Source organism: Enterobacter sp. BNK-22 (genome assembly GCF_048684805.1).
GTDB classification, from domain to species: Bacteria; Pseudomonadota; Gammaproteobacteria; order Enterobacterales; family Enterobacteriaceae; genus Enterobacter; species Enterobacter quasiroggenkampii.
In genome coordinates this window covers 750,863-764,109 of the sequence record NZ_JBLQTT010000001.1, presented here as the reverse complement: position 1 = coordinate 764,109, position 13,247 = coordinate 750,863, and the positions used below count along the sequence as shown (strand labels likewise).

Annotated in this window: 12 protein-coding genes; 6 read left to right on the top strand and 6 right to left on the bottom strand. The window is 57.1% G+C overall.

The genetic code is table 11. The features are described 5' to 3' along the window. The first annotated feature begins 126 nt into the window (after window positions 1-126). Window positions 127-858: a flagellar brake protein YcgR gene (gene ycgR, locus ACMGGE_RS03515; RefSeq protein WP_048029456.1), complete on the top strand. Its 732-nt coding sequence runs from the start codon at window positions 127-129 to the stop codon at window positions 856-858. A 38-nt stretch (window positions 859-896) separates the two neighbouring features. Here ycgR and emtA read toward each other — a convergent pair whose 3' ends face one another. Then, window positions 897-1,508, bottom strand: coding sequence for a membrane-bound lytic murein transglycosylase EmtA (gene emtA, locus ACMGGE_RS03510; protein WP_024909815.1), 612 nt, complete (start codon window positions 1,506-1,508; stop codon window positions 897-899). Window positions 1,509-1,614: 106 nt separating this feature from the next. Between emtA and ldcA the strand changes: the two genes are divergently transcribed. Next, a complete protein-coding gene (gene ldcA / locus ACMGGE_RS03505) occupies window positions 1,615-2,529 on the top strand; it encodes a muramoyltetrapeptide carboxypeptidase (RefSeq protein ID WP_223539152.1) in 915 nt (304 codons plus the stop codon). A 97-nt stretch (window positions 2,530-2,626) separates the two neighbouring features. Then, a complete protein-coding gene (locus ACMGGE_RS03500) occupies window positions 2,627-4,360 on the top strand; it encodes a potassium/proton antiporter (protein ID WP_045908249.1) in 1,734 nt (577 codons plus the stop codon). A 97-nt stretch (window positions 4,361-4,457) separates the two neighbouring features. Here ACMGGE_RS03500 and dadX read toward each other — a convergent pair whose 3' ends face one another. Both dadX and ACMGGE_RS03490 read right to left on the bottom strand, forming a co-directional pair. Next, the gene (gene dadX, locus ACMGGE_RS03495; protein ID WP_420293351.1) at window positions 4,458-5,528 is read right to left on the bottom strand and encodes a catabolic alanine racemase DadX; all 1,071 of its coding nucleotides are present in this window, start codon (window positions 5,526-5,528) and stop codon (window positions 4,458-4,460) included. Window positions 5,529-5,537: 9 nt separating this feature from the next. Continuing rightward, a complete protein-coding gene (locus tag ACMGGE_RS03490; protein WP_045908248.1) occupies window positions 5,538-6,836 on the bottom strand; it encodes a D-amino acid dehydrogenase in 1,299 nt (432 codons plus the stop codon). A gap of 321 nt (window positions 6,837-7,157) precedes the next feature. Between ACMGGE_RS03490 and ACMGGE_RS03485 the strand changes: the two genes are divergently transcribed. Beyond that, window positions 7,158-8,690 (top strand): SpoVR family protein, encoded by a 1,533-nt coding sequence (locus tag ACMGGE_RS03485; protein WP_023293929.1) that lies wholly within the window; start codon window positions 7,158-7,160, stop codon window positions 8,688-8,690. Between the two features lie 116 nt (window positions 8,691-8,806). On the opposite strand, the gene fadR is transcribed toward ACMGGE_RS03485, so the two are convergent. After that, complete coding sequence (gene fadR / locus ACMGGE_RS03480; protein ID WP_008500512.1) at window positions 8,807-9,526, bottom strand: fatty acid metabolism transcriptional regulator FadR; 720 nt, start codon at window positions 9,524-9,526, stop codon at window positions 8,807-8,809. A 201-nt stretch (window positions 9,527-9,727) separates the two neighbouring features. On the opposite strand from fadR, the gene nhaB reads away from it, so the two are divergent. Both nhaB and dsbB read left to right on the top strand, forming a co-directional pair. Then, window positions 9,728-11,266: a Na(+)/H(+) antiporter NhaB gene (gene nhaB, locus ACMGGE_RS03475; RefSeq protein ID WP_045908245.1), complete on the top strand. Its 1,539-nt coding sequence runs from the start codon at window positions 9,728-9,730 to the stop codon at window positions 11,264-11,266. Between the two features lie 143 nt (window positions 11,267-11,409). Further along, a complete protein-coding gene (dsbB, locus tag ACMGGE_RS03470) occupies window positions 11,410-11,940 on the top strand; it encodes a disulfide bond formation protein DsbB (protein ID WP_045908244.1) in 531 nt (176 codons plus the stop codon). A 105-nt stretch (window positions 11,941-12,045) separates the two neighbouring features. Here dsbB and ACMGGE_RS03465 read toward each other — a convergent pair whose 3' ends face one another. Then, window positions 12,046-12,486 (bottom strand): YcgN family cysteine cluster protein, encoded by a 441-nt coding sequence (locus tag ACMGGE_RS03465; protein WP_045908282.1) that lies wholly within the window; start codon window positions 12,484-12,486, stop codon window positions 12,046-12,048. Window positions 12,487-12,579: 93 nt separating this feature from the next. Then, a complete protein-coding gene (locus tag ACMGGE_RS03460) occupies window positions 12,580-13,239 on the bottom strand; it encodes a fumarylacetoacetate hydrolase family protein (RefSeq protein ID WP_024909871.1) in 660 nt (219 codons plus the stop codon). Window positions 13,240-13,247: the final 8 nt, after the last annotated feature.

Genomic DNA, 13,247 nt, shown 5'->3' with positions numbered 1-13,247 from the left:
CATTTTCTTCTCACCGACTTATCTTTGTCTAAACAGGCAAAAAAAACTCACCGGTTTGTATTAAGTTTCATCGCAGATTGCCGATAACGCTAAGACAGTCTGTCATCTATCAAGGAGCCATCCGGCGTGAGTCATTACAGTGAGCAGTTCCTCAAGCAAAATCCGCTGGCTGTATTAGGGGTATTACGCGACCTGCAAAAAGGTGAAGTGCCGCTGCGCATCAGCTGGTCGAATAATCAGTTCATCAGCAAGATCCTTGACGCCTCGCAGGAGCGGCTGGTGATTGATTTAGGCAGCCAGGAGTATGAAAACCGCGCGGCGCTGAAGGCGGAGAATATCGCCGTGATGGCCGAAACGCAGGGCGCCAAAGTGGAGTTTGTCCTGTCGCGACTGGAACTGAGCGAATATCAGGGGCTTCCGGCCTTTGTGACCCCCCTTCCTGGCAATCTCTGGTTTGTCCAGCGTCGCGAATATTTCCGCATCAACGCCCCGCTTCACCCAGCCTACTTCTGCAAGGCCAAAATGCCGGATAAAAAAGAGATTCGCTTCCGTCTCTTCGATCTGTCGCTGGGCGGTATGGGCGCGCTGATGGATACGCCGAAACCCGACGGACTGGTAGAAGGCATGCGGTTTACGCAAATTGAACTGGATATGGGGGGCTGGGGGCGCTTTTATTTCGATGCACAGCTGATTGCCATCAGTGACCGCACCGTCGTGGACAGCAAAAATGAAACCATCACGACGCCGCGTCTGAGCTTCCGTTTCCTGAATGTCGGGCCCGGCGCAGAGCGCGAGCTGCAGCGCATTATCTACTCCCTGGAGCGCGAGGCGCGGGAACGCGCAAATAAAGTTCTGTAAGGAACATCGGGCAGCGTGACCGCCGCCCGTCTGCGGCATTACATGGCATCCATCGCTTTCTGTACTTTCCAGATATAACGAGGCGCCTGTGGTGCCGGGTGATTTTTCGCCACATGCTCAAAGAATTCGTCTTTGTCCATGCCGTTAATCTCTTCTATCGCCTCTTTGCGGTCAGAGGAGAACGTTCTCAGCAACGCGCCGGCACCGTTAACGTAAGAGACCACCAGCGCGTACTGCATCACCTCCGGATCCTTAATGCCCTTCAGCACGCCGTGCTCCATGATGCTCAGATAGGCCGTGCCCATTGAAATGTTGCGTTCCGGATTCTTCAGCTCGCTGGTCGACGGCTGACCGCTCCAGCCCATATAGCGGTAAACTTCTTTCCCCGCCGTTGACGCTTTAAGCTGCATCAGCCCCACCGCGTTGGATTTGCTGACAAGCGTGGGATTACCGCCGGACTCCACCGCAATGATCGCCGTGATGAGACGCGGACTGACGCCCCAGGCTTTCCCGGCTTGTTCACTGATCGGCATCCACTGCATCGCGCGCTTCACCGGCACTTCCGGGTTCCAGGGCGGGTTTTGATAATCATGTTTTGAACTACAGCCAGCGAGCAACACAATCAAAAAAGCAAACCATCTCAATTTCACGTCATCTATCCTTATAGCCGGTCATCGCGGTGCGCCGCTCTTGAAGCAGGCGGCGTATAAGCGGCATGATATAGACAATTAGTTTCTCATTCAGCAAGGAATTGCCATGTCTCAGTTTCATCTCATCGCGCCGTCGGGCTACTGCATTAACCAGGACGCGGCGCAGCGGGGCGTTCAGCGTTTGCTGGAGTCGGGCCACCGGGTAGAAAATCAGACGATTATCCCCCGCCGCCAGCAGCGTTTTGCCGGTACCGAAGCGCAGCGGCTGAATGATATCAACAGCCTGGTCAGCCTGAAGGGTGAAAATAGCATAGTGCTGGCGGTGCGCGGCGGATATGGCGCGAGCAGGCTGCTGGAAAGCATTGACTGGCAGGGCCTGGCGCAGCGCCAGCAGCAGGATCCGCTGCTGATATGCGGCCACAGCGATTTCAGCGTCATCCAGCTTGGGCTGCTGGCGCTGCATAACGTTATCACCTTCAGCGGCCCGATGCTGGCCGGTAATTTCGGCGCCCCGGAGCTGAATGCGTTCACCGTGGAACACTTCTGGCGCGCGCTGCGCAATCCCACCTACAGCGTGGAGTGGCAGGGGAATGGACCGCACTGGGAATGTGAAGGCCAGCTCTGGGGCGGCAACCTGGCGATGCTGGTTTCGCTTATCGGCACGCCGTGGATGCCGCACATCGAGGACGGCATTCTGGTGCTGGAAGATATCAACGAACATCCGTTCCGCGTCGAGCGCATGCTCTTGCAGCTCTATCATGCCGGTATTCTTGAGCGCCAGTCCGCGATCGTGCTGGGCAGCTTCAGCGGCTCTGCCCCGAATGACTATGACGCGGGTTACTCCCTGGAAACCATGATTGAGTTCATTCGCTCGCGGCTGGATGTTCCGGTGATCGCCGGTCTGGATTTTGGCCATGAGCAGCGCACCGTGACCCTGGCGCTGGGGGCGCACGCCTCCCTGATCCATAATGATTCCGGCTCCCGGCTGACCATCAGCGGCCATCCTGTCATAAAGGCATAAAAAAGCCGTTATACCCCCTTAATAAAACGCTGTTGCCGTCGTTAATATGTTAGGGTTTTAGTAACAGCGTTAACATTGAGGTGGGAGTAAGAGAACATTGGATGCCGCAGCGATAATCAGCCTTTTCATTCTGGGTTCGGTCCTTGTAACCAGCAGTATTTTATTAAGTTCATTTTCATCGCGTCTCGGCATACCTATTCTTGTTATTTTCCTCGCCATCGGCATGCTGGCCGGCATTGATGGCATTGGCGGTATCCCATTCGATAACTATCCTTTCGCCTACATGGTGAGTAACCTGGCGCTGGCGGTGATCCTGCTGGACGGCGGCATGCGCACCCAGGCGAGCTCCTTCCGCGTGGCCTTAGGGCCCGCGCTGTCGCTCGCGACGGTTGGCGTGTTGATAACCTCCGGCCTCACCGGAATGATGGCCGCGTGGCTTTTCCATCTCAATATCATGGAAGGTTTGCTGATTGGCGCGATTGTCGGCTCAACCGATGCGGCAGCGGTGTTTTCTCTGCTTGGTGGAAAAGGGCTCAACGAACGTGTTGGCTCCACGCTTGAGATTGAATCCGGCAGTAACGACCCGATGGCGGTGTTTCTCACCATTACGCTTATCGAGATGATTCAGCAGCACGAAAGCGGGCTGAGCTGGACGTTTGCGTGGCATATCCTGCAGCAGTTTGGCCTTGGGATTGTCATCGGCCTGGCGGGCGGCTATCTGCTTCAGCAGACAATCAACCGCATATCGCTGCCGTTGGGGCTTTACCCGTTGCTGGCGCTGAGCGGCGGCATCCTCATTTTTGCCGTTACCACGGCGCTGGACGGCAGCGGCATTCTCGCCGTCTACCTCTGCGGGTTCCTGATGGGCAACCGCCCTATTCGCAACCGCCATGCCATTTTGCAGAACTTCGACGGTCTGGCCTGGCTGGCGCAGATCGGCATGTTCCTGGTGCTTGGGCTTCTGGTCACCCCTTCAGACCTGCTGCCCATCGCGGTTCCGGCGCTGCTGCTGTCCGCGTGGATGATCTTTTTCGCCCGTCCGCTGTCGGTATTTGCAGGTTTGCTGCCGTTTCGCGGCTTCAACCTGCGCGAGCGGATATTCATCAGTTGGGTGGGCCTGCGCGGCGCGGTGCCGATTATCCTTGCCGTCTTCCCGATGATGGCGGGTCTGGATAACGCCCGGCTGTTCTTTAACGTGGCGTTCTTCGTGGTGCTGATTTCGCTGCTGTTCCAGGGAACATCCCTCGGGTGGGCGGCGAAAAAAGCCAAAGTGGTGGTGCCTCCCGTGGGCTGGCCGGTTTCCCGCGTGGGGCTCGACATTCATCCGGAAAACCCATGGGAACAGTTCGTCTATCAGCTGAGCGCCGACAAATGGTGCGTGGGGGCTTCGCTGCGCGATTTGCACATGCCGGCCGAAACGCGCATTGCCGCCCTGTTCCGCGACAATGTTCTGCTGCACCCTACCGGCAGCACCCGCCTGCGCGAAGGGGATATTCTGTGCGTGATTGGCCGCGAGCGCGACCTGCCCGCACTGGGCAAGCTGTTCAGCCAGTCGCCTCCGGTGGCGCTGGACCAGCGTTTCTTCGGCGATTTCATTCTGGAAGCCAGCGCCAGGTTTGCCGATGTGGCGCTGATTTACGGCCTGGATGAAGGTGCTGAAGACGGAGATAGCCAGCAAACGCTGGGCGAAATCATCCAGCAGCGGCTTGGCGCTGCCCCGGTCGTGGGCGATCAGGTCGAGTTTGCCGGGATGATCTGGACGGTAGCAGAGAAAGAAGATAACGCTGTGAGGAAAGTCGGTTTGAGGCCGATGGAAGAGGAAGCGGAGTAGCGGTTTTTTTGCCGGGTGGCGCTAACGCTTACCCGGCCTACACTCGAGGGTTTTGTAGGTCGGGTAAGGCGAAGCCGCCACCCGACACAAACATTTGTTACACCGTCACAACCGGCACCCTTGGTGCCAGCGCGCACATCAGTTCATACCCTACCGTCCCTGCTGCTGCGGCAACGTCATCAATTTTGATTTCGTTACCCCACAGCTCAACCGGGGAACCGATGCCCGCCTGCGGGCAGGGCGTCAGGTCAACGGCCAGCATATCCATTGATACGGTGCCTACCGTTCCCGTGCGGACCCCATCGACCCACACAGGCGTGCCGGTCGGCGCAATGCGCGGGTAGCCATCGGCATAGCCGCCCGCCACGATACCAATCCGCTGCTCGCCCTGTGCTCGATAGCGGCTGCCGTAGCCCACCGTGTCGCCAGCCTTCAGGGTTTGCACACCAATGATTTCGCTGCGCAGGGTCATTACCGGCTTCAGGCCGCTGTTGGCGATATCCTGCCACTGGCCCGAGGGGGACGCGCCGTACAGAACGATCCCCGGACGCACCCAGTTGTAATGCGCCTCGGGATGCCAGAGCGTGGCCGCCGAGTTGGACAGCGAGCGCGGACAGTCCAGCCCTTCTGCCGCCTGCTCAATGCGGACCATGGCATCGGCAATGCCCTCCGGTTTTTCCGCGTCGGCAAAATGCGCCATCAGCGTCATTTCACCTACGTTCTTCAGCGCGCGCAGCTGCTGCCAGACCGTATGCACCCGCTCAGGCTGGAAGCCCAGGCGGTTCATGCCGCTGTTCACCTTGAGATAGATATCCAGCGGAGCATGGAGCTTCGCATCCTGAATCGCTTTGATCTGCCAGTTGCTGTGAACGCTGGTGGTCAGCCGGTACTTATCCAGCAGCGGCAGATCGTCGGCGTGGAAGAAGCCCTCGAGCAGCAGTATGGGCCCTTTCCAGCCGCGCTCGCGCAGCAGAATAGCCTCTTCCAGATTAAGTAACGCAAAGCCATCGGTGGCGCTCAGCGCGCTCCAGATACGGTCAATGCCGTGGCCGTAGGCATTCGCTTTCACGACCGACCACACGCGTGCGCCAGGTGCCGCCCGGCGAACAATCTGCAGGTTATCCTTCAGGGCCTGCAGGTTCAGCTGAGCCAGAACAGGACGGGACATGACAACTCCTTAGTTATGCGCGCCGTGCAGGTGCTGTGGACGCGACGGCGTAAACCCCGATTGATAGCGCGCGGCGCTTAAATCGTCAAACGGAATGGCTGGCGTGCGTCCGGAAATCAGGTCGCTCAGCAGCTGGCCGGAGCCACAGGCCATCGTCCAGCCAAGGGTGCCGTGTCCGGTATTGGTCCACAGGTTTTTGAACGGCGTGCGCCCCACAATCGGCGTACCGTCCGGCGTCATCGGACGCAGGCCGGTCCAGAACGTCGCCTGCTCGACAAAGCCACCGCGCGGGAAGAGATCCCCAACCACCATCTCCAGCGTTTCACGACGCGGTTTCAGCAGCTCGGTATTGAAGCCAACGATCTCCGCCATGCCGCCTACGCGGATGCGGTTATCGAAGCGGGTAATGGCGATTTTGTAGGTTTCATCCAGAATGGTAGAAACCGGTGCGCCGCTCTCCTCTTTTACCGGAATGGTCAGCGAGTAGCCTTTTAGCGGGTAGACCGGAATATCGAGAATGCCCTTCAGCATGGCGGTGGAGTACGAGCCAAACGCCATGACGTAAGCATCCGCTTTGATCACCTCTTCGCCACACTTCACGCCGTAAATTTTTTCCCCTTCCGACAGCAGCTTGTCGACAGCGGTGTTAAAGCGGAACTTCACCCCCGCCTGCTCGCACATCTGCGCCAGACGCTGCGTAAAGAGCTGGCAGTCGCCGGTTTCGTCGTTCGGCAGGCGCAGGCCGCCCGTCAGCTTATGCGCCACTTCCGCCAGCGCCGGTTCAACCTGACCAAGCTGGCTGGCTTCCAGCAGCTGGTACGGTACGCCGGCATCTTCCAGCACGGCGATATCGCGGGTGGCATTTTCGTACTGCTGCGCCGTGCGGAACAGCTGCAGCGTTCCGCCCTGACGGCCTTCATACTCAATCCCCGTCGACGCGCGCAGCGCTTTCAGGCAGTCGCGGCTGTATTCCGCCAGGCGCACCATGCGCCCTTTATTCTCCATGTAGTGGCGGGTGTCGCAGTTGCGCAGCATCTGCCACATCCACTTCAGCTGGAACTGCGTGCCGTCAAGGCTGATGGCCAGCGGCGCGTGGCGCTGGAACATCCATTTAATCGCCTTCAGCGGAACGCCCGGCGCTGCCCACGGTGCCGCATAGCCGGGAGAGATTTGCCCGGCGTTCGCCGCGCTGGTTTCCAGCGCAGGGCCTGACTCACGATCGATAACGGTGACGTCATGTCCCGCCTGACTTAAATACCAGGCGCTGGTTACCCCAACGACACCACTTCCCAGTATGACAACACGCATAGCCACTCCATTATGTGCAAAAGAACAATCTTCTAATTACAGATTGATAACCTAGTTGAAAATATTATTCAACATACGACTTTTTTATGGTGACTTACCTCACACATCCCCCAGCATCAGGGGATAGTGCTAATTTGGGATCTCCTGCTGCGCGTTATTTTTAACCAGCATAATATGCTGAGGGACGCCCTTTTTTTGCCGTATCAAAAACGCGAAATCGCAAAGAAAAAATTTCTGCCTCAGCACGCTTTTTAACACGTTGATCTATGCTTGAAAGGAGGCTCTCCAGACAGAGAGAGCACCCACAACGAGGGCGCGCTAATGGCTACTATTGATTCCCTGAACAAGGACAACACACGTCTGAGCGATGGACCCGACTGGACCTTCGAGCTGCTGGATGTTTACCTCGCCGAGATCGACCGGGTCGCAAAACTGTATCGCCTGGATACCTACCCCCATCAGATTGAAGTCATTACGTCCGAACAGATGATGGACGCCTACTCCAGCGTCGGGATGCCGATCAACTATCCGCACTGGTCGTTTGGTAAGAAATTTATTGAAACGGAGCGGCTGTATAAGCACGGCCAGCAGGGTCTGGCGTATGAAATCGTCATCAACTCCAATCCGTGTATCGCCTATTTAATGGAAGAGAACACCATTACCATGCAGGCGCTGGTGATGGCGCACGCCTGCTACGGGCATAACTCTTTTTTCAAGAATAACTATCTGTTCCGCAGCTGGACGGATGCCAGCTCCATCGTCGATTACCTGATCTTCGCCCGTAAATACATTACCGACTGCGAAGAGCGCTACGGCGTGGACGAAGTGGAAAAACTGCTCGACTCCTGCCACGCGCTGATGAACTACGGCGTTGATCGCTACAAACGTCCGCAGAAAATCTCCCTCCAGGAGGAGAAAGCGCGGCAGAAAAGCCGCGAAGAGTATCTCCAGAGCCAGGTGAACATGCTGTGGCGTACCCTGCCGAAGCGTGAGGAGGAAAAAACGATCGCCGAAGCGCGTCGCTATCCGTCCGAGCCCCAGGAAAACCTGCTCTATTTTATGGAGAAGAACGCCCCGCTGCTGGAGCCGTGGCAGCGTGAGATCCTGCGTATCGTGCGCAAGGTGAGCCAGTATTTCTATCCGCAAAAGCAGACGCAGGTGATGAACGAAGGCTGGGCGACATTCTGGCACTACACCATCCTCAACCACCTGTATGACGAGGGGAAAGTTACCGAGCGGTTCATGATGGAGTTTCTCCACAGCCATACCAACGTGGTGTTCCAGCCGCCCTACAACAGCCCGTGGTACAGCGGCATTAACCCGTATGCGCTTGGCTTTGCCATGTTCCAGGACATCAAGCGTATCTGCCAGTCGCCGACGGAAGAAGACAAGTACTGGTTCCCGGATATCGCCGGATCTGACTGGCTGGAAACGCTGCACTTTGCGATGCGCGACTTTAAGGATGAGAGCTTCATCAGCCAGTTTATGTCGCCGAAGATCATGCGTGACTTCCGCTTCTTCACCGTGCTGGACGATGACCGCAACAACTATCTGGAGATCTCCGCAATCCACAACGAGGAGGGATACCGTGAGATCCGCTCTCGCCTCTCTTCCCAGTACAACCTGAGCAACCTTGAACCGAATATCCAGGTCTGGAACGTGGATTTACGCGGTGACCGCTCCCTGACGCTGCGCTATATCCCGCACAATCGCGCGCCGCTGGATAAAGGGCGTAAAGAGGTGCTGAAGCATGTGCATCGCCTGTGGGGCTTTGATGTGCAGCTGGAGCAGCAGAATGAAGACGGGAGCGTTGAGCTGCTGGAACGCTGCCCGGCGCGGTTGAATACGCTGTAGTGCAGCCTTTTTTGCCCGGTGGCGCTACGCTTACCGGGCCTACAAGACCCGTAGGTCGGGTAAGGCGTAGCCGCCACCCGACGAAAAAAAACCTCTCATACGAGAGGTTTTTTATTTCAGCGGCTCTGAATCGCCAAATCGCCCGGCAGCGTTTTCTGCATACGGTGCCAGATTTCACCGGAATCGTGACCGTAGCGGCGCACCGTCTCATAAACCTGATCGTGCAGGCCTTCAGAGCACAGCTTGCTCAGCTTATGGTAGAAGCCCAGCGCCAGGCTGCGGGCTTCTGGATTGGCAAAGTAGTGGCGACCAATGCGGGTGTAGAGCCCTTTCATGCCGTTGAGGATCAGACCGTACACCGGATTGCCGGAGGCAAACGCCAGCCCACGGAAGACGTTGTAATCGAGGGTGGCAAACGCGTCGGCATGATCTTCCACTTCGTTGGCACTGGCCAGTACCGCAAGCGCATCTTCCGGATGCTGACGGAAAGCCGTACGAATGAAGATCGTCGCGATGTTGGTGCGAACGGAGAGCAGATTATCAATGAGTTGCGGCACGCTTTCATGATCGAGACGCGCCAGCGTTTCAAGAATGTTCAGCCCGGAGGTTTCCCAGAAGTTGTTCACTTTTGTTGGCTTGCCGTGCTGGATCGTCAACCAGCCATCGCGCGCCAGTCGCTGAAGCACTTCACGCAGCGTGGTGCGAGTGACGCCAATCAGTTCAGAGAGTTCGCGTTCAGCCGGAAGAATGGACCCCGCAGGGAAACGATTATTCCAGATGCTTTCAATGATGTACTCTTCCGCGAAACCCGCCGGGCTCTGCGCCTTAATGACCATAGTGAGATTTCCATTACACAGCTTTAGCAAATTGGACTCATCATACCAGAGGCACGCAGTGGCAGGTAGCGCGGCAAAGAGAGAAAAGAGGGATCGCCGTTTCATTTTTGTGAAATTTACACTGCAGCGTTATCCGCCTCCGGCCCGCGATTTTTGCGTATACTGATGTTTTGTCTTACTTGACGGGGAAGGACGTCTGTCGTGGAAATTTCATTTGGGCGCGCGCTGTGGCGCAATTTTTTAGGCCAGTCTCCTGACTGGTACAAACTTATACTTCTGGTGTTCCTGGTCGTAAACCCCCTCCTCTTTAGCGTGAACCCGTTTATGGCCGGGTGGCTGTTGGTGGCGGAATTTATCTTCACCCTGGCGATGGCGCTGAAATGTTATCCCCTTCTGCCGGGCGGACTGCTGGCGTTTGAGGCCGTCGTCATCGGCATGACCCGCGCTGAGCACGTCAAGGCCGAGCTGGCATCCAATCTTGAAGTGCTTCTGCTGCTGATGTTTATGGTGGCGGGCATCTACTTTATGAAACAGCTGCTGCTGTTTATCTTCACGCGCCTGCTGCTCAGCATTCCGTCGAAAATGTTCCTCTCGCTGGCATTTTGCCTTGCGGCTGCCTTCCTGTCGGCCTTCCTGGACGCGCTGACGGTGGTCGCGGTAGTGATAAGCGTAGCGGTGGGGTTTTACGGTATTTATCACCGCGTGGCCTCCTCTCGTCCGGGCGAGGATTTGCAGGATGACAGCCACGTCGATGCGCATAACCGTGAGGTACTGGAGCAGTTTCGCGCCTTCCTGCGCAGCCTGATGATGCATGCCGGCGTCGGTACCGCTCTGGGGGGCGTGATGACGATGGTGGGCGAGCCGCAAAACCTGATCATTGCCAAAGCGGCGGGCTGGCACTTCGGTGATTTCTTCCTGAGAATGGCGCCGGTGAGCGTGCCGGTGCTGATCTGCGGTCTGGCGACCTGTCTGCTGGTGGAGAAGTTTCGCCTCTTTGGGTACGGAGCACAACTTCCGGAGCCGGTGCGCCAGGAGCTGCATAAATTTGATCTGCAGAGTCGACGCCAGCGGACGCGCCAGGAGACGCTGCGCCTGATTGCTCAGGGGATCATCGGCGTCTGGCTGATCGCCGCGCTGGCGTTCCATCTGGCTGAAGTGGGGCTGATTGGCCTGTCGGTCATTATTCTCGCCACCACCTTTACCGGCGTAACGGATGAGCATGCCATCGGCAAAGCCTTTACCGAAGCCCTGCCGTTTACCGCCCTGCTGGCGGTCTTCTTTGCGGTCGTGGCGGTGATTATCGACCAGCATCTGTTCGCGCCGATTATTGCCTTTGTCTTAAAGGCGTCGCCGGATGCTCAACTGTCGCTGTTTTACCTGTTTAATGGCCTGCTCTCATCGATCTCAGATAACGTCTTTGTCGGGACGGTCTACATCAACGAGGCCAAAGCGGCCATGGAGCAAGGCGTGATTAGCGCCGGACAGTTTGAGCTGCTGGCCGTGGCGATCAACACCGGTACCAACCTGCCGTCGGTGGCGACGCCAAACGGACAGGCCGCCTTCCTGTTCCTGCTGACCTCCGCCCTCGCCCCCCTCATACGTCTTTCTTATGGCCGGATGGTGTGGATGGCGCTGCCCTACACGCTGGTGCTCACGATCGTGGGATTGCTTTGCGTCAAAATTACCCTCATTCCCTGTACGCAATGGTTGATACAAGCGGGTATACTTGCGGCGCAGTAAATACTGCAACTCGGGCAGTTCGCTGCCCGTTTGCCTTTTCGCACGATAAACATCCAATTACGTTTTATTTCGCCAGGTACAGGTGGCGCGAAAAACGAATTCGTTTACACTGCGATTTCTAAGCATGTTCCAGGGAAATGATTATGTTGAGATTTTTAAACCAGTGCTCCCGCGGTCGCGGAGCGTGGTTGTTAATGGCCCTGACCGCCTTTGCGCTGGAAATGGTGGCGCTATGGTTCCAGCACGTGATGGGACTGAAACCTTGCGTACTCTGTATTTACGAACGCTGCGCCCTGTTCGGCATTATGGGTGCGGGCCTGGTGGGCGCAATTGCGCCGAAATCGCCGCTTCGCTACGCCGCTATCGCGATCTGGCTGTACAGCGCCTGGAAAGGCATTGAACTCTCCTGGCAGCACACCATGATGCAGCTGCATCCGTCACCGTTTATGACCTGTGATTTCGCCGCCCGCTTCCCGAGCTGGCTGCCGCTGGACAAATGGCTGCCGCAGGTGTTTGTTGCATCCGGTGACTGCTCAGTTCGCCAGTGGGAATTCCTGACCCTCGAGATGCCGCAGTGGCTGGTGGGCATTTTTGCCGCCTACTTCGTCGTGGCGCTGCTGGTGCTGATCGCTCAGCCTTTCAAACCGAAGAAACGCGATCTATTTGGGCGCTAATTCGCCCGGCGGCGCTTCGCTTGCGCGGGCCTACGGTTTTGTAGGTCGGGTAAGCACAGCGCCACCCGATATAATAAAAAACCCGCCTCGGCGGGTTTTTTAATCTCAGCGGGTCGGGTGGTTCATGATGTGGTCTTCCCAGTCACGCACCTCGGACTCTTTCACCGCAATGTGACGCACGGAGATACGCTCGCCGTGCATCGCCGCTTTTGAACCGGTCAGCAGCGGATGCCAGGCCGGCAGATCTTTCCCTTCCGCCAGCAGGCGATACGCGCAGGTATGCGGCAGCCATTCGAAGGTGGGCAGATTATCCCGGGTTAACTTGATGCAGTCCGGCTCAAACTCAAAGCGGCGCTCATAGTTGCGGCACTGGCAGGTCTTAATGTTGAGCTGCTTACAGGCCACGTTGGTGAAGTAGATTTCATCCGTGTCTTCATCCATCAGCTTGTGCAGGCAGCACTGACCGCAGCCGTCGCATAAGGATTCCCATTCCGCATCAGTCATGTCGTCGAGAGTTTTGCTTTGCCAGAAAGGGATGTCGTTCATCAGGATGTCCACACGTCAAAAGAAAGCGCACCTTATAACGAGTCTGGCACGTCGTTGCAAGTTTTGCCGCCCTTTTCAGGCGGCAAGAGGATGTTACAGCACGCGGGTTTTCAGCGACAGGCCGTTAAAACCGACCTCCAGTTCATCACCGCTCACGAGCGGACCAACGCCTTCCGGCGTGCCGGTCAGGATCACATCACCCGGTTTCAGGGTAAAGAAGCGGCTCATGTAGGCGATCAGCGGCACAATCTTATGGATCATGTCTGCCGTGGTGCCCTGCTGGCGGATTTCACCGTTAACCTTCAGGCTGAGCGGGGTATCCTGCGGATCGCCGGTAAATTCGCTCACCGGCACAAACGCCGAAATCGGGCAGGAATTATCAAACCCTTTGGCTTTTTCCCACGGCTGTCCGGCTTTCTTCATTTTGCCCTGCACGTCGCGTAGCGTCAGATCCAGCGCCACGCCGTATCCGGCAATCGCTTTCTGAACATGCTCTTCGGAAGCCTGACGCAGCGTCGCGCCAATCAGTACGGCGAGCTCAACCTCGTGATGCACCGAGCCGAGCCCCTGCGGCAGGGCCAGCGGCTGGCGGATATCGCAAAGCGCCGTTTCAGGCTTAATAAACAGAACCGGCTCTTCTGGCGTCGCACTGCCCATCTCCTGAATATGTTTTGCATAGTTGCTGCCTACGCAAACCACTTTGCTGACGGGATAATCCAGTAATGCACCTTGCCAGTTATGATGTTGATACATGGTCGACC

Coding starts and splice junctions, on each gene's coding strand:
- ACMGGE_RS03485 (WP_023293929.1), top strand. CDS start 7,158: ATGGCTACTATTGATTCCCTGAACAAGGACAACACACGTCTGAGCGAT.
- ACMGGE_RS03465 (WP_045908282.1), bottom strand. CDS start 12,486: ATGAACGACATCCCTTTCTGGCAAAGCAAAACTCTCGACGACATGACT.
- dadX (WP_420293351.1), bottom strand. CDS start 5,528: ATGTCCCGTCCTGTTCTGGCTCAGCTGAACCTGCAGGCCCTGAAGGAT.
- fadR (WP_008500512.1), bottom strand. CDS start 9,526: ATGGTCATTAAGGCGCAGAGCCCGGCGGGTTTCGCGGAAGAGTACATC.
- ldcA (WP_223539152.1), top strand. CDS start 1,615: ATGTCTCAGTTTCATCTCATCGCGCCGTCGGGCTACTGCATTAACCAG.
- dsbB (WP_045908244.1), top strand. CDS start 11,410: ATGTTGAGATTTTTAAACCAGTGCTCCCGCGGTCGCGGAGCGTGGTTG.
- ACMGGE_RS03490 (WP_045908248.1), bottom strand. CDS start 6,836: ATGCGTGTTGTCATACTGGGAAGTGGTGTCGTTGGGGTAACCAGCGCC.
- ACMGGE_RS03460 (WP_024909871.1), bottom strand. CDS start 13,239: ATGTATCAACATCATAACTGGCAAGGTGCATTACTGGATTATCCCGTC.